Source organism: Parasphingorhabdus sp. NYA22 (assembly GCF_976973735.1).
The window spans coordinates 129,886-151,951 of the sequence record NZ_OZ333477.1 but is presented as its reverse complement, the minus strand read 5'-3'; the positions used below and the strand labels follow the sequence as shown (position 1 = coordinate 151,951).

Annotated in this window: 19 protein-coding genes; 8 read left to right on the top strand and 11 right to left on the bottom strand. The window is 57.3% G+C overall.

Translation table 11 applies throughout. The features are described 5' to 3' along the window. Window positions 1–85 precede the first annotated feature (85 nt). Genes ACWFTY_RS00705 through ACWFTY_RS00695 form a run of 3 tightly spaced genes read left to right on the top strand, consistent with a single transcriptional unit; the run spans window position 86 to window position 2,732 of the window. Window positions 86–1,669 carry a lysine--tRNA ligase gene (locus ACWFTY_RS00705; protein WP_447525490.1) on the top strand — a complete coding sequence of 528 codons (1,584 nt, stop codon included), beginning with the start codon at window positions 86–88 and terminating at the stop codon, window positions 1,667–1,669. After that, window positions 1,669–2,148: an asparaginase domain-containing protein gene (locus ACWFTY_RS00700; RefSeq protein ID WP_447525489.1), complete on the top strand. Its 480-nt coding sequence runs from the start codon at window positions 1,669–1,671 to the stop codon at window positions 2,146–2,148. The genes ACWFTY_RS00705 and ACWFTY_RS00700 overlap by 1 nt, the downstream gene beginning before the upstream one ends. Before the next feature lie 41 nt (window positions 2,149–2,189). Then, window positions 2,190–2,732, top strand: coding sequence for a DUF1003 domain-containing protein (locus tag ACWFTY_RS00695; RefSeq protein ID WP_447525488.1), 543 nt, complete (start codon window positions 2,190–2,192; stop codon window positions 2,730–2,732). Here ACWFTY_RS00695 and ACWFTY_RS00690 read toward each other — a convergent pair. The 11 genes from ACWFTY_RS00690 to aroQ form a co-directional block, all read right to left on the bottom strand. Further along, window positions 2,704–3,504, bottom strand: coding sequence for a YeeE/YedE thiosulfate transporter family protein (locus ACWFTY_RS00690; protein WP_447525487.1), 801 nt, complete (start codon window positions 3,502–3,504; stop codon window positions 2,704–2,706). The two genes, ACWFTY_RS00695 and ACWFTY_RS00690, sit on opposite strands and share 29 nt — an antisense overlap. 179 nt (window positions 3,505–3,683) lie before the next feature. Then, window positions 3,684–4,745, bottom strand: a complete 1,062-nt coding sequence (locus ACWFTY_RS00685; RefSeq protein WP_447525486.1) for a fatty acid desaturase family protein — start codon at window positions 4,743–4,745, stop codon at window positions 3,684–3,686. Window positions 4,746–5,040: 295 nt separating this feature from the next. Beyond that, window positions 5,041–6,198 carry an acetylornithine deacetylase gene (gene argE, locus ACWFTY_RS00680; protein WP_447525485.1) on the bottom strand — a complete coding sequence of 386 codons (1,158 nt, stop codon included), beginning with the start codon at window positions 6,196–6,198 and terminating at the stop codon, window positions 5,041–5,043. A 434-nt stretch (window positions 6,199–6,632) separates the two neighbouring features. Beyond that, a complete protein-coding gene (locus ACWFTY_RS00675) occupies window positions 6,633–8,465 on the bottom strand; it encodes a DUF885 domain-containing protein (RefSeq protein WP_447525484.1) in 1,833 nt (610 codons plus the stop codon). 133 nt (window positions 8,466–8,598) lie between these two features. Continuing rightward, window positions 8,599–9,237, bottom strand: a complete 639-nt coding sequence (locus tag ACWFTY_RS00670; protein ID WP_447525483.1) for a prolyl hydroxylase family protein — start codon at window positions 9,235–9,237, stop codon at window positions 8,599–8,601. 63 nt (window positions 9,238–9,300) lie between these two features. Continuing rightward, entirely contained in the window at window positions 9,301–10,581 is a 1,281-nt protein-coding gene (locus ACWFTY_RS00665; protein WP_447525482.1) for an amidohydrolase family protein, read from the bottom strand. Between the two features lie 140 nt (window positions 10,582–10,721). Next, on the bottom strand, window positions 10,722–12,929 hold the full coding sequence (locus ACWFTY_RS00660; RefSeq protein WP_447525481.1) for an EAL domain-containing protein: 2,208 nt from the start codon (window positions 12,927–12,929) through the stop codon (window positions 10,722–10,724). A gap of 217 nt (window positions 12,930–13,146) precedes the next feature. Then, a complete protein-coding gene (locus tag ACWFTY_RS00655) occupies window positions 13,147–14,085 on the bottom strand; it encodes an RcnB family protein (protein WP_447525480.1) in 939 nt (312 codons plus the stop codon). Between the two features lie 291 nt (window positions 14,086–14,376). Next, window positions 14,377–15,732, bottom strand: coding sequence for an acetyl-CoA carboxylase biotin carboxylase subunit (accC, locus tag ACWFTY_RS00650; RefSeq protein ID WP_447525479.1), 1,356 nt, complete (start codon window positions 15,730–15,732; stop codon window positions 14,377–14,379). Window positions 15,733–15,742: 10 nt separating this feature from the next. Then, window positions 15,743–16,213: an acetyl-CoA carboxylase biotin carboxyl carrier protein gene (gene accB / locus ACWFTY_RS00645; RefSeq protein WP_447525478.1), complete on the bottom strand. Its 471-nt coding sequence runs from the start codon at window positions 16,211–16,213 to the stop codon at window positions 15,743–15,745. Between the two features lie 20 nt (window positions 16,214–16,233). After that, window positions 16,234–16,671 carry a type II 3-dehydroquinate dehydratase gene (aroQ, locus tag ACWFTY_RS00640; protein ID WP_447525477.1) on the bottom strand — a complete coding sequence of 146 codons (438 nt, stop codon included), beginning with the start codon at window positions 16,669–16,671 and terminating at the stop codon, window positions 16,234–16,236. A gap of 84 nt (window positions 16,672–16,755) precedes the next feature. On the opposite strand from aroQ, the gene thiS reads away from it, so the two are divergent. The 5 genes from thiS to ACWFTY_RS00615 all read left to right on the top strand — a co-directional run bounded on the left by thiS (window position 16,756) and on the right by ACWFTY_RS00615 (window position 22,008). Next, window positions 16,756–17,751, top strand: coding sequence for a sulfur carrier protein ThiS (gene thiS / locus ACWFTY_RS00635; protein WP_447525476.1), 996 nt, complete (start codon window positions 16,756–16,758; stop codon window positions 17,749–17,751). A gap of 322 nt (window positions 17,752–18,073) precedes the next feature. Beyond that, window positions 18,074–18,427, top strand: a complete 354-nt coding sequence (locus tag ACWFTY_RS00630) for a UrcA family protein (protein WP_447525475.1) — start codon at window positions 18,074–18,076, stop codon at window positions 18,425–18,427. 374 nt (window positions 18,428–18,801) lie between these two features. After that, window positions 18,802–19,152, top strand: coding sequence for a CtrA inhibitor SciP (gene sciP / locus ACWFTY_RS00625; RefSeq protein ID WP_447525474.1), 351 nt, complete (start codon window positions 18,802–18,804; stop codon window positions 19,150–19,152). A 16-nt stretch (window positions 19,153–19,168) separates the two neighbouring features. Further along, window positions 19,169–20,299 (top strand): EAL domain-containing protein, encoded by a 1,131-nt coding sequence (locus tag ACWFTY_RS00620; protein ID WP_447525473.1) that lies wholly within the window; start codon window positions 19,169–19,171, stop codon window positions 20,297–20,299. 167 nt (window positions 20,300–20,466) lie between these two features. Then, window positions 20,467–22,008, top strand: a complete 1,542-nt coding sequence (locus tag ACWFTY_RS00615; protein WP_447525472.1) for a WS/DGAT/MGAT family O-acyltransferase — start codon at window positions 20,467–20,469, stop codon at window positions 22,006–22,008. Window positions 22,009–22,066: the final 58 nt, after the last annotated feature.

The following is a 22,066-nucleotide window of genomic DNA, read 5'->3' as shown; positions in this document are numbered from 1 at the left end:
TTCAATCTCCCGCTTTTGTTGCGTTCTACCTTGCCATATAGGCTAAGGCTACTATTTGCGCAGCATTGACTGAGAAGGACAAATTGTGACCGATTATCGTGAAGCAGCAGAGAATTCCAAAGCGTGGCCTTTCGAGGAAGCCCGCAAGCTGCTCAAACGCTATCGCGGCGAGCGCGGAGCGCCTGCGCCAAAGCCGGGTGGCGAACCGATGCTGTTCGAAACCGGCTATGGTCCCTCGGGCCTGCCGCACATCGGCACATTCAACGAAGTGTTGCGCACCACGATGGTCCGCCATGCCTATGAAACGCTGACCGGCAATCCGACCCGACTGATCGCTTTCAGTGACGATATGGACGGTTTTCGCAAGGTGCCGACCAATGTCCCCAATCAGGATATGCTGGCCGAACATCTGCACAAGCCGCTGACGCAAGTCCCGGATCCGTTTGAAAAATTCGAGAGTTTCGCCGCGCATAATAATGCGATGCTGCGGGATTTTCTCGATCAATTCGGCTTTGATTACGAATTCATCTCCTCGACCGAGCAATATCAGAGCGGTGCGTTTGACGAGACGCTGAAGCTCGTTCTCGCCCGCAACCAGCAGATACTGGACATCATGCTGCCGACCCTGGGCAAGGAGCGGCAGGCGACTTATTCGCCTATATTGCCGATCAGTCCGAAAACCGGTCACGTGTTGCAGGTGCCTGTCGAGATCGTTGATGCCGAAGCCGGGACCGTCCGCTTTGAAGACGATGGCGAGATGATCGAGCATAATATCCTCTCCGGCGGCGCCAAACTGCAGTGGAAAGTCGACTGGGCGATGCGCTGGACTGCGCTCGGTGTCGACTATGAAATGTACGGCAAGGATCTCACCGACAGCGGCGTGCAGTCGGGCAAGATCGCCAAGGTGCTGGGGGCGCGCAAGCCCGAGGGGCTGATCTACGAAATGTTCCTCGACGAAAAGGGCGAGAAGATTTCCAAGTCGAAGGGCAATGGCCTCAGCCTCGACGACTGGCTGCGCTATGGCTCCGAGAACAGCCTGGCCTTTTATATCTTCCGCGAACCGAAATCAGCCAAGCAGTTGCATATGGGCGTCATTCCCAAGGCGGTCGACGAATATTTCCAGTCTCGCGCCTTATGGCATGAGCAGACACCGGAAAAGCGGCTCGGCAACGCGGTCCATCATGTCCACAATGGCGATGTGCCGACGGACACGATCCCGGTTACTTTCGGGCTGCTGCTCAACCTTGTTGGTGTGATGGGCGATGCGGATCGCGAACAGATCTGGGGCTATTTGCGGCAATATGCGCCGGACGCGACATCGGAGAAATATCCGGATCTCGACGAATTGATCGGCAACGCGATGGCTTATCACAAGGATTTCATCGCTCCGACTTTGCAGCGACGCAAACCGGAAGGCGTCGAAGTGGCGGCGCTGGAACGACTTGACAGTGAACTGGGCGCATTGCCCGACGATGCGGCGGCTGAGGATATCCAGACGATCATCTATACCATCGGCAAAGAAGGCGGGTTTGAAAATCTCCGCGACTGGTTCAAGGCTCTGTACGAGACGTTGCTCGGTTCTTCGCAGGGCCCGCGCATGGGTAGCTTCATAGCCCTTTATGGCGTGGAGAATACCCGCAAGCTGATTGGTCAGGCGCTGGCTTTGTAATGATCGACATTTTCACCACTGGCGGCACGATCGACAAGGTCTATTTCGATGCGCTGTCCGAATATCAGATTGGCGCGACAGCGCTGCCCGATATGCTGCAGGAGAATAACGTCTTTGTCGCGCACCGGGTGACTCAGCTGATGCGCAAGGACAGCCTCGAGCTGACTGATGCAGACCGGGCGGCGATCCATGACGCGGTTGCGGCCAGCGATGCCGACAAGATACTCGTGACTCATGGTACCGATACGATGGTCGAAACGGCGCGCGTGCTTTCCGATATTGCCGGCAAGACGATAGTGCTGACCGGCGCGATGCAACCGGCGTCGCTTCGGATCAGCGATGCCCAGTTCAACGTCGGCTTTGCCCTCGCCGCGACCCAGACCTTGCCCCACGGCGTCTATATCGCGATGAACGGCGAGGTTTTCGATCCGGCAAAAACGCACAAGGATCGCTCTGCGCACAGGTTCGTCAGTGAATAGGATCATTTTCGGCATTTAGTTACGGCAACGGGGAGTTTGAGATGGCAAAGCGTACGGTCGAACAACTCAGCGAGCAATTGCTCAATAAGCCGCTGGCGGAACTATCCCCGGAAGAACGGGGCGTGCTGGAAGCGATTGTGTCACGCGAGATTGTCGCCGACGATGCCGGCATATTGGCGGACGAGCAGACCAGCTTCGGTGAACGTCTGTCGGATCGTGTTGCTGCCGTTGGCGGTTCCTGGGGTTTCATCATCGCCTTTGCCATTGTGTTGTTCGGTTGGATGCTGTTGAATTCGAAGATATTGGGCCGTTTCGATGCGGCCTTCGATCCCTATCCCTTCATCTTCCTCAATCTGATGCTGTCGACGCTGGCCGCGATTCAGGCGCCGATCATCATGATGAGTCAGAACCGGGCCTCCAACAAAGACCGGATCGCAGCTGCGCATGATTATGAAGTCAATCTGCGCGCTGAACTGGACATCATCCGCCTGCACGAGAAAGTCGACCTGCTGATGCTGGAGAAGATCACCAGCCTTCAATCCGATCTCAACGAGATCAAGGCGGCGGTGAAATCGGGCGGTTGAACATTCTCCCGATCAGCATCACGACCGCGATCGTTGCAATCATCGTCAGATAGGCGACTAGCCCGTATAAGGTCAGGCCGGGGATCGTCCACATCAGCAGGACATCGTTTCCACCCGGCACTGCACTGGCACCAATGCCCATCAGGAAGCCGCCAGCCAGATTAGCCAATGCCAGTTTCCAGCCGCCCCATTCCGGTTTGAAACGGTCCTTGAGCCAGTTCGAGAGAATCGCGCCGGCGAAGAGCGCGATAACGGCTAGCTCGACGGTCTTGCCGGCCGAGAGGCCCTGGCCTTGCAGGAAACCGTTGAGCAGGGCGGTGTAAGCCCATTCGGGACGGGTGCCATAGATGGTTGCTGCGCAGATACCGATGACGATAAGCGCCAAAAAGGCTTTGTTCCTTCTGACCAGCACCAGCCACAGACTGACCATCGCTATCATAGCGAAAATCGCCAATGCAATTTGTTTGGCCCGGCTCTCCTCGATCGTTGTGCGTGGTAGAAACTCCGTCGGGCCAAGCAGTTCGAGACTGAACTTTCCCGCCAGCGACAAGGCGAGACACAATCCGACGAAGGTCAGTATATAGCCGAACTTGCCGGTCCCGATCTGGCCGACGCTTCCGACAAAGCAGCCGCGATTGATGATAGCACCCAAGCCCATCAGCGCCGCACCGACAAATATTTTGCCGCTTAGCGGAATGTCGAGTGGCAAATGGGCCTGGCCGGTCCATTCCACCAGCACGATCAGTACGATCGCCGCTGACGAGAAGACCAAACAGCCAATCCGTCTTGCCCTGGTTAATCCAGCGACCGGTTGCCGCGACCGTGCAGGTCGCTGCCCGGCCAAGGGCGAATCCCAGAATGAAAGCCAGCGCAATGATATAATTTGAGACCACTATCCTGTTTACCCCATCAGTGCGTTTTCACAACGCCGCAAAAGCGGGATGGACAGGCCTAGGCCGGAACCGGCCGCGTCACAGTCCGCAACACTTCGCCATAGCTGTTCGCAATCGTCATCCGCGGACCATAGCCCTTGGCGATCAGCAGATCATGCGCCTTGGACAGATTATAGCAGGGCACACCCATGAACAGATGATGCTCGCTATGATAATTGACCCAGTAAGGCGCCAGCGTCATCCGCATCAGCATATTGGCCATGGTTGTCCGCGCGTGGCTGAAGGGATCGTCGCCGCCAGTGGTGGTGCAGGCATGTTCGGCGATATTGCGGATGCGCAGGATCAGCTGGAACGTGGTCGCCAGCGCGACCAGCCAGATCAGGAAGGGAATGATGCCCAGTGTCGCTAGGCTGACCAGCAGCACGACAAGCTGGATCAGCAGGAAGCGTCCGACGGTCCGTGTTGTTCGTTTCGCGCCTTCGAGATCAACCACCGGAGCGGCCACGCCGGCAGCGCCATTGCGGTTAAGCGGGGTGCCCGCCGATGTGTCGCGCTTGGCCGATGGGGTGGTGTCGCTTGCACCTGACAGCATGGCCTTCAGGCCTTTCCAGGCCACCGCGAACTGGTTGCTGCGCTGCTTGAAGAAGGTCTGTCCGGTCAGGTCGCGGATGACCTTGCGTTTCATGCTGGCCGGTGTGGTCGGGAAAGCCGCTGACAGGCCGAGATCGGGGTCTTCGCTCTGCTGGGTGTAGCGGTGATGGGTCAGATGATAGGCGCGATAGCTGTGCAGATCGCTGCCGGTCGCCGAGCCGGTCAGCCACTGGCCGGCGAAATTGTTGATCTTGCGCTTCGGGTGGAGCAGACCGTGGGCGCCTTCGTGCATTAGGATCGACAGGCCCAATTGCCTCCCGCCGACCAGCAAGATGGCGAAGGGGGTCGCAATCAGACCGGCGAGCCAGTGCCATTGCCACAATAAAGCTGTGCCGCCGGTGACCAGCGCCACCATCAGCCAGGCATGGAGAGTTAGCCAAAGGCCGTGCCAACGCGAAACGCTGGTCAGCGCCTTCCACTCGTCGCGAGCGAAAATCTCATTGGGTTTGGCAGCCTTTACTGCGGGCATGATACGATCCTTCTTTCCCCCAATATAGCTGTTTTCTGCGGATTTTACAAATGTTGGCGATGCCGTAGCGTTATCCCGGCGTGGCGGCATTCCCGTTCGTACTGAGCCTGTCGAAGGGCGAGTGCACGCAGCAGGACAGGCTTTTCCTGGTGGAAATCCTCTCCGGCACGGGGAGGGGGGCCATGCGCAGCGTGATGGAGGGGGCTCCCGTCTGAACGCAGCGCCTCGGCCAGAACCCCTCCGTCAGCTGTTCCGGCTGCCACCTTCCCGTAAGCGGGGAGGATTTGTTGCTCTATCAGGCCAGTGCCTCGGCCAACCTCTCCATGAAATCCGCGCCCCGTTCAAACTGCTCGACCGCCAAATATTCGTTCGGCTGGTGCGCCTGTTCGATCGAACCGGGACCGCAGATCACGGTGGCAAAGCCGGCCTGCTGGAATTGTCCGGCCTCGGCGGCATAAGAGACCACGCCGGACGGACCATTGTCGCCGGTCAGGCGGCGGACAAAGGCTTCGGCTTCCGCCGAACCGGCCGGTGTCATCGGTGGCGCGTTGGACAGACGGGTGACGGTGACGCCCGCTTCGGGAAAGGCTCCGCGCATTTCACCATCGAGCGCAGCGACCTTGGCCTTGAACGGTGCGAGTATGGCCTCCGGATCGACACTCGGCGGGCAGCGCAGGTCGAAGACAAAGTGCGCGCGCCGAGCGAGGATATTGGGCGCAGTGCCGCCCTGCATCTTGCCGATGGTCAGCGTCGCATGCGGCGGGATGAATGGAGAGGCAGGGTCCGCATTCTCCCAGAGCCCGCGCGCCAGTTCGGCCAGATCGTGCATCAGCTCGACCGCGACCATATTGGCGGACAGGCCGAGATGCGTGAGGCTGGAGTGCGCTTCGTGACCCAGCACTTCGACCTCGTGCACCGTGATGCCCTTGTGTCCGGTAATAACCTTCATCATCGTCGGCTCGCCGATAATCGCCAGCGCCGGTTTCGGCAGTTTTGCCGCCATTTCCTCGATCATCGCCGGCGCACCGAGGCAGCCGATTTCCTCGTCATAGCTGAAGGCCAGATGCACCGGCTTCGCACCCGTTTTGAACAGGGGCACAGCGGCCAGTGCCAGCGCGATAAAACCCTTCATGTCGCAGGTCCCGCGCCCGTGGAGCAGACCGTCCCGTTCGGTCACCGTCCACGGATTGCTTTGCCAGTCCTGCCCGTCGACCGGCACGACATCGCTATGTCCGGAGAGAATGATCCCGCCTTCGACCGCTGGCCCAACGCTCGCATAGAGATTGGCCTTGGAGGCATCTTCATTGACAACGCGGGTTGATGAGACGCCGTGCTGATCCAGATAATCCTCGACCCACGCGATCAGCTGCAAATTGCTGTTCCGCGACGTGGTGTCGAAAGCGATGAGCCTGGCGAGAATATCACGGGCGGCAGTGGCGAGATTGTCTGTCATAAAACATCCGCTGTACAGAAGATCAGGGTCACACGGGTCACACCCCCTAAAGGAGAAAAAGATTTGGGCGCGAAAGGCGCCGAAAATCGAGGGTTTTGTCGGGAGATTCGGGGTTGTCCATAGAGGGGTGATTATCACAAATATCGTGATGTAGGACAGGGAATTTTATCTAACCCCTCCTCTTTAGAGGAGGGGTTGGGGTGGTGTGGTGCGACGGCATCGCTCGCTATGACGGAAAGCAGTCCCCTTCTCCCGTGCGGGAGAAGGATACGACGCCTTATCGTTTTAGCGATTAGGCAAAGTTGGATGAGGGGGTTCTGTCGTTAATGGAGCACGCAACACTAAGATCGCACACCCTCATCCAGCTGCGACTAAGCAGCACGCTGCCAAGTCTGCGCGTCCTTCTCCCGCACGGGGGAAGGTGCAGCAAAAACCTACGCCTGTGACTTGATCCAGTCGCGGATTTTGCTTTCCAGCACGGTCATCGGCAGTGCGCCGGTGTTGAGCACCTGATCGTGGAATTCGCGCGGGTCGAACTTGTCGCCGAGCGCGTCCTGGGCTTCTTTCTTCAGACGCTGGATGGTCAGCGCGCCGATCTTGTAGGCCAAGGCTTGCGAGGGAATCGCGATATAGCGTTCGACTTCGGCAGTGGCGTCGGTTTCGCCCATGCTGCTGTTGTCGAGCATATATTTGATCGCCTTTTCGCGGCTCCAGCCCTTGCTGTGCAGACCGGTGTCGACGACCAGACGCATCGCGCGGAGCATCTCGTCGTCGAGATGGCCGAAGCGCTGATAGGGATCATTATACAGACCCATCGGGAAGCCGAGCTTCTCGGAATAGAGCGCCCAGCCTTCGACGAAGGCGGTGTTGCCGCCAAAGCGCATGAAGTTCGGCAGCTCGGTATTCTCCTGGGCCAGCGAAATCTGGAAGTGATGGCCTGGCGCGCCTTCGTGCAGATAGAGCGTGGTGATGCCCGAGGTGTTGCGCGACGGCAGGTCATAGGCGTTAAAATAGAAGACACCGGGACGGGAGCCGTCGGGCGTGCCGCTCTGGTAGGAACCGCCGGCCTGGAATTTCTCCACCGATTCGTCATAGGGGCGAATTTCCAGCGGTGATTTCGGCAGGACCTTGAACTGTTCGCCGATTTTCGCGTCGACCTTCTTGCCCATGTCATAATAGGCCTGGGTCAGCGCTTCGCGGCTTTCCGGGTGGAATTGATCGTCGGTGCGCAGGAATTCGAAAAATTCGGAGAGCGTACCGTCAAAGCCGACCTCGGCCTTGATCGCTTCCATTTCGGTCTTGATCCGCGTGACTTCGCTGAGGCCGAGATTGTGGATATAATCGGCCTTGAGCGGCAGGGTTGTGGTGTTTTCGATCATGTTTTCATAAAGAAGCGCGCCGCCCTTCATCTGTGACAGGCCGACTTCGTTGCGGGCAACGGGTAGATATTCATTCTTCAGGAAATCATGCATGCGCTGATAGCTTGCGAAAATATCGTTGGTGGCCGCGGCATATTCCTTGGTCAGCCGCTTTTTGTCGGCGTCGCTGAAATCATCAGGAAAATTCCTGGTTGGTGCCATGAACGGGCTGTCTTCGAGGCCCAGACCGATCTGGGTGGCAAGCTGTTCGATCACATTGGTGATGGTCAGCTTGGTTTCGACCACACCGCTTTCCATGCCTTCGCGGAAACGGCCGATCGAGCGGTCGCCGATGATGATGAACTGCTTGTGGCGTTTCAGATTGTCTTCGTAGTTTTTGACCGTCTTGAACGGCGCCGCGCCCTTGCCGGAAGCAAAGTCGGGATAGAATGTGTGGAAGCCGCTGAAATGATTGACCGGGCGAACCACGGTCAGGGCCATGATTTCATCGGAATAGCCCTTGAGCGCCTGCTCCTTGTCGCGCTTGAACACGTCATAGGCGATTTTATCGGTGGCGCTCAGCTTGCTGCGGTCCAGTTTCATCAGGGCCGCCAGTTCGGCCGCCTCGGCTGCTTTCTCTTTCGCGAAATATTCGTCGCTGATATAATCGCCAAGCTGGTCGGCATAACTTTCATCACCGCGGAACAGCGCGCCGATCGGATTGCGCTTCAGGCTTTCCGCGTCGCTCTTGGCGAACAGGGCCTTCATCTTCTGGCCCTCGGTCATCTTTGCTTCTTCGTGATGCTCCATTGCTGCTGCGCTGGTCGCGGCAAGCGGCTGGGCGATCGCGAGGCTGCCGGTCGCGAGCAGGCTGGTGCCGAGAAGAAGGGCGAGCGATTTCTTGATCATTTCATGTTCCTATTCAAAAACTGTTATGGCCAGCTAACACGCTAAAGTATCACCCGCAACGACTTCGCTTGATCCTGGATGTCGTTGGTCGAAACCGGTCGGCGGTTGATCGGAGAACAAGCCCTTCCCAAGGTCAGGCCTTGCGCCACTGGTTGAGCCGGAACCATTTGGTGATGATATATTTGGTGCCCTCCTCGACCGGCGTTCCGGCGTGCAGCGTGTTGATATTGGGCGTCCCGTCGAGCTTCATATTGTTCCAGATCAGCAGCATGCCGCGGCGCGGCTCGACCTCATATTCAAGCTGCGGGAAAGCGGTCGCTCCACCCTTTTCCGGCTCGTTGAGATAGGCCATTGCGGTCCAGCTGCGCTGGCCGCCATTGGGGCCTTCATATTGCCAATAGGACTCGCTCTGGTGGAAATAGTCGTGATGATCCTTGAACTGCTGGCCCGGCTGGTAGCGCTGGCCCTGGAGGATCTCGCTATGCGTTTGCGGCAGACCCATCAGGTCGCAGATCGACTTGTCGATGCGCCGGATATCGGGGTCGGCGGGATTGACATTGCAGCTGTAGCTGGTGCGATAGCCCTCGCGCTCGGTGCCCTTGTAGAGCGTCGAAGGCTGGCTGTCGCTGTCGATCATCCCGATCAGCAGGTCGCAGTCGGCGTCGCTGAGAAAATTCTGGTGCACGTAGAGCTGTACATGCGGGCTTTCCAGCCACTGCACCCGAGGATGGGCATTCAACGTGTCGGTGACGCGCCGGCCGACCTCGGCCATCCGCCGCGGGCTGGCATATGTTTCTGTCTGCTTTTTTGAAAAGACCCTGGCCATGGTCGCAGCCTAGTCGATGACGCGGCCGCGGACCATCACCCAGTCAACCTTTTCCAGCGCGCGGACATCGTCCAGCGGATTGCCGTCGAAGGCTATCAGGTCGGCGGAATAGCCGACCGCGATCCGGCCGATCTCATTTTCCATATTCAGCGTTTTCGCGGCGATCGTGGTGGCAGTGGCGACGGCTTCGCGCGGTGTCAGGCCGGCGTCGACCATCAGCTGCAGTTCCTCGGCATTGCGGCCATGATTATAGACGCCGGCATCGGTGCCAAAGCCGATCGGGACGCCCAGTTTCTTCGCCAGAGTCACTGCCTTGCCGACTCGGCCCATGGTCATGCGGATCTTCTCCTCGACCACCGGCGTATAAATGCCCTTGCCGAGCCGTTCGCTGACGCCCTTGAACGCCATCAGCGTCGGCACCAGCACGCTGCCATTGGCCTTCATCGCCTTGAGTGCGGCCTCGTCGGCAAAGGTACCATGGTCGATGGTGTCGATGCCGGCTCGCGCCGCTGCCTCGATGCCGCGCGCGCCATGGGCATGGGCCATGACTTTCAGGCCGAGCGAATGGGCGGTGTCGGCGATGGACTGCATTTCCTCGCTGGTAAATTGCGCATCCAGCCCGCGTCCCTGCTGCGACAATACGCCGCCGGTGGCGGTGATCTTGATAATATCGGAGCCGGCCCGCGAAGCCTTGCGGACCTTGGCTGCGCATTCGACCGCGCCGGTGCAGCTATAGCCGCTGGTCAGCAGGTCGTTCACATCCTCGGTAAAGCCCGACACATCGCCATGGCCACCGACGATCGCCAGTGGGGGGCCGGCGGCGATGATCCGCGGGCCGGCTATGATGCCCTCGGCGGTGCCGCGGCGCAGCGAGAAGGCGCTATATTGCGAAGAGCCCGCTTCGCGCACGGTGGTGAAACCGGCTTTCGCCGTGATCAGAGCATTTTTGGCACCGACAACCACGCCCCATTCGGCCGGCTCGGTCGTTTCTTTCCAGAAATCGCCACCCGGATCACCGGTGAGATGGACGTGAAGATCGATCATGCCGGGCATCACGGTCTTGTCGGAAAGGTCGATGACTTGTGTTACAGCGCTGGCCGCAGGAGGCGTTCCGCGGTGGATTTCGGCAATCTTGCCATCGCGGACAATTATGGTCGCGGGCCCGCTCGGTGATGAAGCAGCGTCGGTCAGCAAATTGCCGACGCGAATGATCTGGTCCTGCGCGCTGGCCGATCCGGGCAGCACTGCCATTGCCAGAGTTGATATCATCAGGCTGAGCGTGCGTATCATCCGGTTTCTCCTGTCAATTCTGGACACTTCTGCTTGGTGGCGAGCGATGTTGCAACAGGAAATGAAGCTGCGTTGGCCGGAAGTTACGCTCTGGCCCCCTTCCGTGTATCCCGACGGTCAGGGCGATGGTCCTGTGCCGATCAGAAACCTCCAATTGCCACTTGCATGAATTCGGGCTTTCCGGACAGGGAGGAAGCGTCCACGGTCAGAGGATAATTTCCCGGTGGCAAGGCTGCGAGCGGCATGCCAGCAGCGCACAGATCATAAGGCGAGACGCGGTGGCGCGTGCACAAGCCGCCTGCACCGTCGCTAACCAACGGTGTTTCAAACTCTGTAGCCACGGTCGACTCATCGGACCGTGTCACGGTAGAAACAACCAATTGTCCTTCGCCGAGATCGAGTACCAGCTTCGTACCCAATGGCACGCCGAGCAATCCTTCAAACATAGCTCCGGACTGAGAGAGATCGCGCATGACCACTTCATATCGATGATCTTCATGAATGGCGCCGATCCTCCGGAACACCGTGCGCCTGTCAGGCCGGTATAATTCCGGCCCGTCGGGTTCAATCCGGAATTCTCCGCTACCCAGTTTGTCTTCTATTTCCTGCGGCTTGAGGGCCTTGGAATAAATCCATCCCTGAATATAGCGCGCTCCCTGGGAACAAACGAGGCCGAACTGGTCAAAGGCTTCGACACCTTCAACGGTGGTCTCCATTCCCAGCGCTTCGGACAGTCCGATAATGGCAGCGATGATCTTGGCGCTGTTCTTGTCCTTTTGCGTGCAGGAATCGACAAAACTCTTGTCGACCTTGATCTTGTCAAATGGCGCCGAGCGAAGATAGCTAAGCGAAGAATAGCCGGTACCGAAATCGTCCAGCGCCAGTCGCACGCCCAGTTGCTTCAGGATTTTGAAGGTGGTGTCGATGGTATCGCTGTCTCCCATGAAGACACTTTCCGTCAGTTCGAGTTCAAGCCGTTTCGGGTCGAGACCGCTTGTCGCAAGAGCATTCATGACGATTTCGGGGAAGCCGCTATTGGCAAATTGAACGGCCGATACATTGACCGCGACCCAGACGGATTTTGGCCAAAGCAGCGCATCCTGACAGGCACGGCGGAGCGCCCATTCACCCAGTTGGTTGATCAGATTCAACTCTTCGGCGATCGGTATGAAGACGGCTGGACTAACCTCTCCCCATTCCGGATGGACCCATCGCATCAGCGCTTCAAATCCGACCACCATATGATCGTCCGTGCGAACCACCGGCTGATAGTGAAGTTCGACCTGGTCATTGACGAGCGCATCGCGCAAGTCTTCGACCAGAATGCGCCTCTCTTCTTCGTCATTCTTCAGTTCGGCGGAAAAGAAACGGAACTGTCCACGGCCCGAATTTTTGGCGGCGTACAAGGCGAGATCAGAGCTGCGGACCAGGCCATCTTTCTCGATGCCGTCATAGGGCGCAATGGCGATGCCAATCGAGGTGCCGATTGTCGCGATTTTTTCGTCTATCGGATAGGGCTGGGAAATGATCTTCACGATTTTATCGGCTATCTCTCCAAGCTTCCCGCGATCGTCCAGATCGGGCAGGATGATCTGAAATTCGTCCCCGCCCAAGCGACCGATTTCACCGCTTTCGCCGATAATAGAGCGCAATCGTTTGGCAACCTGCTTGAGCAGTTCATCACCTGCAGGATGCCCCATTGTGTCATTGACCTGCTTGAAGCGGTCCAGATCGAGCATCATGATCGCGCAACTGCGGTTGGCGGCTTTGAAAGCGCCGAGCAGGCCGTTGAGCCGGTTATCCATGCGGTGGCGGTTGGCAAGCCCGGTCAGTGAATCAAATTCAGCCATGCGCGAATCTTCCAGCTTGCGCTGATATTCGAGACTCACATCCTTGGCATTGCCGCGATAGCCCTGGAACACCCCTTCATCATCATATTTCGGATGCCCGGAAAGCATCCACCATGTCGGACGATCTCTTTCGCCGAGCGTTCCGGGGATCCGGTGGACTACCAGATCATTGATTTTGCTGCGCTTGCTAAGATGGAATTTGAACGGACGGTCGGATTTTTCATCCGGATTGTCGGGATCGTTTTTAAACAGGGAAACCAAGGGAATTCCGAGCAATTCATCGAGCGGTCTATGCAAATTTTTTGCTGCTTTTTCCGACAAATATATCAGGTTACCCTGTGCGTCCGTTGCCCACAGCCAGTTTATTCCCGCTTGCTCGAAATCATCCAGTATTTCAAGCCGCCGGGCAGAGGCATCAGGCTTGCAGCCAAGATCGGATTCCGGCTCCAATTCTTTGGCCGACTCATTCGACAATACCCGGAAGAAATTTTTTATCACATTTGACCCTGCTAATATCTCCCGTCTCGATGGCGCAAAAGGATTAATTTGACCTCAAGAAACGCGCGCAAGGGGGTAAAAATCCGAGCATGGACGAAAAGTACCGATTTTTGCGTCTAAAGCGCAAGGCCGAGCAGGACGAGTGGTGTCTGCGGGTCTAGCACCAGAAAGCCCGCTGCCTTTTCGGGCAGCGGGTGTTCCAGTCGATAAATCTGTCTTACCAGAAGAAGTCGTAGATCACGTCGATGACTTCGCCGCTATAGGTATCGACCAGCAGGACATCGTCATAATAGCGGATCCAGCGGGTGCCGGCATAAGCGGTCGGGAGACGATAGCGCCAGGGGTCGTTGATCCAGTAGCGCGATCCGTAAAAGGACGTGCCCAGAAATACGCCGATGTTCCAGCGCCGGTAGCTATGCGAGCGATAGGGCGAATAATACCGGCCCAGCCGGTAATAGCTGCGGTTGGCCTGGCGATAGCGCTGCCAGTCATAGCGCCGGTCCTGCCGCCAGCTGCGGTTCCAGTTGCGATTGTTGCGGTTATAATTGCGGTTGTTTGTGGCCTGGCGGTTATCCCGGTAGCGCCGGTCGATCTTGCCATCCCGGTTACGGTCTACCCGCCGGTCGACGCGGTTGTTGTTATTGCGATCATAGCGCCGGTCGATCTGGCCGTCGCGATTGCGATCATAGCGCCTGTCGACCCGGCCGTCGCGGTTCGTGTCGCCGCGTCGCGCAGCGCGTTGCTGCGCCGTGCGCCGGTTCTGGGTTTCTGGCCGGCTGGCAGCGCGCTGCCGGTCGGCCCGCCGCTCCCGCTGGGTTGCGAGATTAACGTTGCGATCGGCAGAGCGTTCGGTGCGGGTCGCTCTCTGGGTTTCGCGGGCTTGCCGGCTAATCGTCGCCTCTCCGCGATTGTCTCGCGCTTGTGACCGTCGCTGTCCTCGGTCGCCCGTCCGGTTGGTCTGGCGATTGGTTCGATTGGCGCGGCGTTCGCTGCGGCCTTCGCGCTGCAGGGCGACTGCGCCGGTCAGGTCGACCTTGGTCAATCCGGGGGCCAGTCCGGGCGCACTATTGAGACTGGGTGCAATCTCGGCGGCGGATGCCGCGGCGGGCGTCAACATCGTGGCCGCCATCAGGCCTGTGACTATAAATATACGCATGGCTTACTCCTGTTGCTGGCGACTCCATTTGCCGCATCTGTGCAACAGGTGATAGTTTATTAACCCTGTCGGAGTCCTGAACTGACTTGTTATGTTCAGGAAAGGTGGAAGTTATCTGAACATTTATGTTCATCTAACTTCCACCCCGGACTTGATCCGGGGTCCATCACGGGCCCTATGAGCGATTTGTTTTTCTGATCGGCTTGCTGACGTACGAGCGGTGCGAACCAACGCTACCGCGTTTGATGGAAGTTCAGGAGATGGACCCCCGCCTGCGCGGGGGCACTTGGCCTAATCCTTCAGATTATCCTTCTCCAGCCACTCTTCCAGCCATTTGATCGTATATTCGCCCGACTGGAATTCCTTGTCATGGACCAGTTTCTGGTGGAGCGGAATGGTGGTCTGGACGCCTTCGATGACAAATTCGTCCAGCGCGCGGGCCAGCCGCATCATGCAACCGTCGCGGGTGCGGCCATAGACAATCAGCTTGGCGATCATGCTGTCATAATAAGGCGGGATCGAATAGCCGGCATAGAGACCGCTATCGACGCGGACATGCATGCCGCCGGGCGCATGGTAGCTGGTGACCTTGCCGGGCGAGGGGGCCCATGTCTTCGGATTTTCGGCGTTGATCCGGCATTCAATAGCGTGGCCGCTAAATACCAGATCCTCCTGTTTGACCGAAAGATCACGACCGTCGGCGATGCGGATCTGTTCACGGACCAGATCAACCCCGGTAATCATCTCGGTGACCGGATGCTCGACCTGCAGGCGGGTGTTCATTTCGATGAAATAGAATTCGTTGTTTTCGTAGAGAAATTCGATGGTGCCGGCGCCGCGATATTGCATGCCCTTCATCGCGTCGACGCAGACCTTGCCCATTTTCTCGCGCTGCTCGGCGCTGATCACCGGAGAAGGCGCTTCTTCGAGCACTTTCTGGTGACGGCGCTGCAGCGAACAATCCCGCTCGCCGAGGTGAATGGCGTTGCCACGGCCATCGCCGAACACCTGAAACTCGATATGGCGCGGATCGCCGAGATATTTTTCGATATAGACGGTGGCGTCACCAAAAGCGGCTTTGGCTTCGGTACCAGCCTGTTTCATCTGGGTTTCGAGTTCGGCTTCGCTGTTGACCACTTTCATGCCGCGTCCACCGCCGCCGGAAGAGGCTTTGATGATCACCGGATAGCCGACTTGCTTCGCGACCTGCTTGGCTTCCGCGATCTCGCTGACGGCGCCATCCGAACCGGGGACCAAGGGAATGCCCAGATCGCCGGCTGTTTTCTTGGCGGCAACCTTGTCGCCCATGATTTTGATATGTTCCGGCTTGGGGCCGATCCACTTGATGCCGTGCGCTTCGACGACTTCGGCGAAATGCGCGTTTTCCGAAAGAAAGCCATAGCCGGGATGGATCGCATCGGCGCCGCTGATTTCGGCGGCGGAGATAATCGCCGGGATCGACAGATAGCTGTCGGCTGCCGGTGGCGGCCCGATGCAGACCGCTTGATCGGCGAGCCGCACATGCATGGCGTCGGCGTCCGCGGTGCTGTGGACGGCGACAGTTTCGATGCCAAGTTCTTTGGCCGCGCGCAGAATCCGGAGAGCGATTTCTCCGCGATTGGCAATCAGGATTTTTTCAATGGTCACGCTGCGGGCCTCAAGCGATCACAACGAGAGGCTGGTCGAATTCTATCGGCTGGCCATTTTCGACCAGGATCGCCTTGACCGTACCGGCTGTTTCGGAGGTGATCGGGTTCATAACCTTCATCGCTTCGACGATCAGCAAAGTATCGCCCACCGCAACTTTGTCACCGACAGAGATGAAATTGGCGGCGCCCGGTTCGGCTGCGAGATAGGCGGTGCCGACCATCGGCGATTTTTGCGCACCGGCGTGATCATCGACCGGAGCGGCTTCTGGAGCCGGAGCAGCTGCTGCGGGGGCAGGGGCTGGTGCGGAAGCGACAGGCGCGGATATATAGGTTCCACCGCCGCGCGCGACCTTGATCTTGCGGTCGCCATCCTCGACTTCAATCTCGGTCAGGCCGGCTTTTTCGAGTATCGCGGCGAGATCGCGGACCAGTTTGATGTCGACATTCATGCCTTCACCCGTTTCTTTCTTTGCAGACATATTTCGTCCTTATAACGTCGTTAAAATTTGCTGGCAGCGTCCAGCGCCAATAGATAGCCGAAAGCACCAAAGCCGCAAATGCTCCCTTTTGCAACCGGTGCAATGAAACTCTTGTGGCGATATTCCTCGCGTGCGGCGGGATTTGAAATATGCACTTCGATAACCGGCGTGTTGATCGCCTTGATCGCGTCGAACAGCGCAAGCGATGTATGGGTCAGTGCGCCGGCGTTGAGGATCACCGCATGTGCGTCTTCCGCGGAGGCTTCGTGCAACCAGTCGATCAGATGGCCCTCATGGTTGCTCTGCCGAATGTCGACATCGAAGCCGAGCGTCTGCGCATGGTCTTCAATCTGTCCTGCAATTTCGTCGAGCGTTTCCGAACCGTAAATTTCGGGTTCGCGCATGCCGAGCAGGTTGAGATTGGGCCCGTTCAATACAAAGATGGTCTTGGCCGCCAAGATATTGGTCCTTCCCAAAGGCTTTTGGTTGCGACTGGAGCGACCTCTTTATATGGCTCGTTTTTGAAAAGCGAGATCAAAGACATGAAAGTTACCGAAATGGCTGAAATTCAGATCAAGTTGAATGGCGATGAGCACAAGATTGCTGCTGGCGGCTCGATCGCCGATCTGGTGCGTTCGCTTGATCTCGATCCGGCGAAGGTGGCGGTCGAGCGCAATCGTCTGATCGAGACGCGATCGACGCTGGAAGATGTCATGGTCGAGCAGGGCGACGAACTGGAAATCGTGCATTTCGTCGGCGGCGGTTCCGGTGACGACAGCTGGACGGTGGCGGAACGGACGTTCAACTCCCGGCTGATCGTCGGCACCGGCAAATATAAGGACTTTGCCGAAAACGCAGCTGCAGTAGAAGCCTCCGGTGCCGAGATTGTCACCGTGGCTGTCCGCCGCGTCAATGTCATGGACCGTAACCAGCCGGTGCTGATGGACTTTATTGATCCGAAGAAAATTACCTATCTGCCGAACACCGCCGGCTGTTTTAATGCCGAAGACGCGATCCGCACCTTGCGGCTGGCGCGTGAAGCCGGCGGCTGGGATCTGGTCAAGCTGGAGGTGCTCGGCGAGGCGAAGACATTATATCCCAACATGCGCGAAACGCTCGAGGCGACCGAAGTGCTGGCCAAGGAAGGTTTCAAGCCGATGGTCTATTGCGTCGACGATCCGATCGGGGCGAAGCAGCTGGAAGATGCGGGCGCGGTGGCGATCATGCCGCTCGGCGCGCCGATTGGTTCAGGGCTCGGTATCCAGAATCGGGTGACGATCCGGCTGATCGTTGAAGGCGCCAATGTGCCGGTGCTGGTGGATGCAGGTGTCGGGACTGCCAGCGATGCGGCGGTTGCAATGGAACTGGGCTGTGACGGCGTGCTGATGAATACGGCGATTGCCGAAGCAAAAGAACCGATCCGGATGGCGCGGGCAATGCGTCTCGCGGTCGAGGCCGGGCGCGAAGCCTATCTGGCTGGCCGGATGGGCCGAAGAATGTATGCCGACCCGTCGAGTCCACTCTCCGGACTGATTTAGTGTCTTAATACAGCACGATTCGGTGTCATCTGTAACCATTTGATTCGTAACAGAAGTTACCTGTCGGTACATTTGTCGATCAGCGATTGTCGTTGGTCGAAGCCGTCTGCCGTTTGCCGATCAAAATGGCGGTTTATCGAACGCGGGATGCTCGCCCGCCCTTGCTCAGCTACCTAGGAATGCGAGGCGGGAGCATAACCCTAAGTCTCTCCAGACAGCCCTTCCCCGGCACGATGGATATACCGCTCCCGACCTCACCCCCAACGGGCTGCGCCGGCCCCTTTTTCCGGCAACGCCCTAAAAAATTTTGAGGAGTGAGAAAATGTCGAATATTATCTTTACCAAGTCCCTTTGTGCCGCTGCCGCAATCGCCGTTACCGCAACAGGCTTTGCCGCCAGCGCCAATGCTCAGGGACGGATCGCCCGGACCGCCACGGTCGAATATGCCGATCTGGATCTGACCAGCCAAGATGGTCAATCGACCTTGCAGGGTCGTCTGAGGGGCGCTGTTCGCGAGGTTTGCGGTAGCGTTGACTCGAAAAATCTGACCGATGTGCTGGATCATGGCGCCTGCATGGCAGAGGCCAAGAACTCGGCCCAGCGTGCCAGCGTGACGCTTATGGCTGCGGCAAAATCGGGCAAGCCTGTCAAAACCGCGATGGTGATCAGCAACTAAAGCAGGATTCCAAGAGCCGCGAATCCCCAACAAGCGGCCACAATTTGGCCAAACCAGCCTTCAAAAGCTCCGGTGTCCCTTACACCGGGGCTTCTTTTATGGGTGAGGCTTTCTTTACTTATTAAACAAATGAAATGCATTTCATGTATTTATTGTAAAGTAATACTTAGATTGTGTAAATTAATTGAATATAATAAGCCAATAAACGCAAATATAAATGTGCTGCGCAAGTATTTCTAACGTATTAACCATATATCATAACCTTATGGCAATGTTTTTCCGCCCATATGTAAATGATTGTAACACAAGGTGCTGGTCAAATAGCGCCTTTGTGGGATGAATCAGCGGGGTCGCCGCATCGTCTGGGAGGTACTATGGAAATTGATCGGCAGAGGAAACCGGAGAAAGTAATCGGTCCTTTCGGTGAAGCCCTTAGCCTTAATGATTTGCCGAAAAGCAAAACGACCAGATGGGTGATGAGGCGAAAAGCCGAAGTGGTTGCCGCCGTGACCGGCGGTTTGCTCACTCTTGAAGAAGCGTGCGATCGCTATGATCTGTCACTCGAAGAATTTCTCTCTTGGCAGGAATCCATCGACAAGTCCGGTCTACCGGGGCTGCGGATCAGCTATCTTTCCAAATATCGTACAGAAGGCCGGGCCAAGCAGGAACAGCTCGAGCAGACAGGGTCGCAATCACCTCGAGATCCGATAACGGATCTTTACTAACTGAAAGACCCAAATCATGTCCAACAAGCGAGTCCTCGTCATTGACGAAGAGAGCGCGTTTACGCGTTTTTTGCAGGATGACCTCGAGCAGCGAGAAATATCCGTAGCCTGTATCTATTCTCCCGGAGATGAGAACGGTGCAACAGCCTTTGCTCCCAATGTCATCGTCGCCGACAAAAAAATGCTCTCCCAGAGCAATGCCAGCCTGTTGCGCAAATTGCCGCTCGTTTTGATGACCGGAACAGACTCGCAATGGGACCACGGCAGCGAAGCATCGATAACGGCGGCCAATTCCCAAATCGTTGCGACAATACCGAAACCGTTCGAACCCAATATGCTGGCCGAACTGATCGATCGATATGCGGAAGACAGCCAGAAGATCAATCTGGATTCGGAATATATCGAAGCGCTGATTGCCAGCGACAGATTGCTCGACAATCTTGTCGTGGAATTCCAGTCCAAACATGCTTTGGATGATGGACGCATCGTCGGCTATGAAGCCTTGTCGCGTCTGAAAACGAGGCGTGCGATCAGCCCGGCGACGATTTTTTCCGCCGCGACGGAAATTTCTCTCGAGATAGATGCAACAATGAATGTCATCGATCAGGTGATGAAACTGGCAAGCTCGCTACGCCGATCCCGGAAAATCATCCCTGTCTCCTTCAACTGCAGCGCGATATTGCTCACCCAGTCCGATTTCGTCGATGCGCTTTTTGCCCAATTGCACAAGTCGCCGAATCTGGGCGGGTCGGTGATCATGGAAATCACCGAGGAGAATCGGGTTGCCAATATCAAGGTCGTTTCCGAAATCTGCCAGATGCTGTCCCAATATGGGCTGAGGGTATCGATAGACGATTATGGGACCGGTCACAGCAATCTCGACCGGATCGCCGAAATCCCCTTTGCCGAATTGAAACTGGACAAGGAAATTTTCTGGGCCTTTTGCAACGACCGCGTGCCGATCACGGTTCTGGGCTCGATCATTGATTTTTGCCATATGCGCGGGGCTTCGACGGTGGTCGAAGGCATTGAAACGTCTTTTCATCTTGAAAAAGCGCGGCTGCTTGGCGCCGATCAGGGGCAGGGCTTCTATTGGGGGCGCGCGGTTCCGCCGCAATATCTGGTCAAGGACTGGAGCGGCTTTTGATCGCCGGGTCCCGCGATGGCTAAAGTACTGGCATGATGTTTCCGGTGTTCTGTGGCAGGTCTCTCCGGACGGTCCGGGCCGCCTAAATCGGCATCGATTTACAGATTCGCATATCAAACATATTTGCACTATGCTGGCTGTCATCTGAGCGGCTTTAAGGAATTACAATGAAACAGCTAAGCGCACTGGATGCGATGTTTGCCTATACTGAAACCGCGAACACGCCGATGCATATCGGACAGTTGCTGATCTATGATCCCTCGACAGCCCCCGGCGGCAAAGTCGGTTTCAAGGATATATTGCGCTATATCGAAGGGCGTCTCGATGGCGCGCGGATATTCCGGCAGAAGCTGGTGCGGGTGCCGCTCGATCTCGATCATCCCTACTGGGTCGATGATGCCAATTTCGATCTCGAATTTCACGTCCGCCATATCGCTTTGCCCAAGCCCGGCGATTGGCGGCAATTGTGCATCCAGGCGGCGCGCATCTACGCCCGGCCGATGGACATGAACAAGCCGCTCTGGGAATATACGGTTATCGAGGGCCTCGATAACGTCGAGGGCGTGCCGAAGGGCAGCTTCGCCGTCTTGCACAAGATGCACCATGCCGCGATCGACGGCCAGTCAGGGCTGCAGATGACTCTGGCGCTGCACGATCTCGATGCCGAGATGAAACCGCGCACATTTGACATGCAGTTCGAGCCGGAGAAAGATCCGAACCCGATCGCTCTGCTGGCCAAGGCGCAGTTCAACAATATTGCCAATCCAGTGCGCGGGCTGCAGAATCTGCAAAAACTGATCCCGATGCCGAAACGGCTGTTCGACGTGCAGCGCGAATTTCGTCAGCGCGATGATGCGAAAGGCTCTATTCCCAAGACACGCTTCAACAAGAAGCTGAGCCCGCACCGGGTTTTTGACGGGCGGGAATTTGCCCTGTCCGACATCAAGAAAATCCGCGAGGCCTATCCCGGCGCGACGGTGAATGACGTGATGATCGCGGTGGTCAGCGGTTCGATGCGCGGCTATCTGGAAGCCAAGGATGACCTTCCTGACAAGACACTGAAAATCGGCGCGCCGGTTTCGGTGCGGACGGATGACGACAAGGATAGCGCCGGCAATCAGGTCACAATGATGCAGGTCGGCGTCGGTACCCATCTTGCCGATGCGGGTGACCGGCTGAAATTTATTATGGAAGAAACCCGCCGTTCGAAGGCGATGACCCAGGCAATGGGCGCCAAGACGCTGATGGAATTGTCCGGCGCAATGCCGGCAGGGCTGACCGCAGCCGGGACCAAGATGATGGTCCGCGCCGGTCTGGTCGAGCGGCTCAATCCGGCGGTGAATACGGTGGTCACCAACGTACCGGGGCCGATGGTGCCGATGTATTTTGCCGGTGCCGAACTGGTCAAAAGCTTCGGCATGGGAATTCTCGCCGAAGGACAGGGGCTTTTCCATGTCGTGACCAGCTATAATGGCAATGTCATCCTGACCTTTCTGGCGGATCGCAATATCATGCCCGATCCCGATTTCTATGCGACCTGTATCGCGCGCAGCTTTGCCGACCTGATGGCGGCAGCGGAAAAGCAGGCGGCATCGGACTCGAAGCAGGCCAAGGCCAAGAAATCCAAGCAGCCGAAAAAGCCGAAAAAGCGCGTTTCCTCTTCTGCCGCTACGGCAGGCAGGGCCCGGACGAAAACGACTGCAAAATAGCGGCCTTGCCGCTTGACTCGCCGGGGCTGATTGCGCATCGGTTTCGTTAATCATTCAA

Coding starts and splice junctions, on each gene's coding strand:
- ACWFTY_RS00665 (WP_447525482.1), bottom strand. CDS start 10,581: ATGATACGCACGCTCAGCCTGATGATATCAACTCTGGCAATGGCAGTG.
- ACWFTY_RS00695 (WP_447525488.1), top strand. CDS start 2,190: ATGGCAAAGCGTACGGTCGAACAACTCAGCGAGCAATTGCTCAATAAG.
- ACWFTY_RS00620 (WP_447525473.1), top strand. CDS start 19,169: ATGTCCAACAAGCGAGTCCTCGTCATTGACGAAGAGAGCGCGTTTACG.
- ACWFTY_RS00685 (WP_447525486.1), bottom strand. CDS start 4,745: ATGCCCGCAGTAAAGGCTGCCAAACCCAATGAGATTTTCGCTCGCGAC.
- argE (WP_447525485.1), bottom strand. CDS start 6,198: ATGACAGACAATCTCGCCACTGCCGCCCGTGATATTCTCGCCAGGCTC.
- ACWFTY_RS00655 (WP_447525480.1), bottom strand. CDS start 14,085: ATGCGTATATTTATAGTCACAGGCCTGATGGCGGCCACGATGTTGACG.
- ACWFTY_RS00670 (WP_447525483.1), bottom strand. CDS start 9,237: ATGGCCGAGGTCGGCCGGCGCGTCACCGACACGTTGAATGCCCATCCT.
- ACWFTY_RS00700 (WP_447525489.1), top strand. CDS start 1,669: ATGATCGACATTTTCACCACTGGCGGCACGATCGACAAGGTCTATTTC.
- sciP (WP_447525474.1), top strand. CDS start 18,802: ATGGAAATTGATCGGCAGAGGAAACCGGAGAAAGTAATCGGTCCTTTC.
- thiS (WP_447525476.1), top strand. CDS start 16,756: ATGAAAGTTACCGAAATGGCTGAAATTCAGATCAAGTTGAATGGCGAT.
- ACWFTY_RS00615 (WP_447525472.1), top strand. CDS start 20,467: ATGAAACAGCTAAGCGCACTGGATGCGATGTTTGCCTATACTGAAACC.
- accB (WP_447525478.1), bottom strand. CDS start 16,213: ATGTCTGCAAAGAAAGAAACGGGTGAAGGCATGAATGTCGACATCAAA.
- ACWFTY_RS00675 (WP_447525484.1), bottom strand. CDS start 8,465: ATGATCAAGAAATCGCTCGCCCTTCTTCTCGGCACCAGCCTGCTCGCG.
- ACWFTY_RS00630 (WP_447525475.1), top strand. CDS start 18,074: ATGTCGAATATTATCTTTACCAAGTCCCTTTGTGCCGCTGCCGCAATC.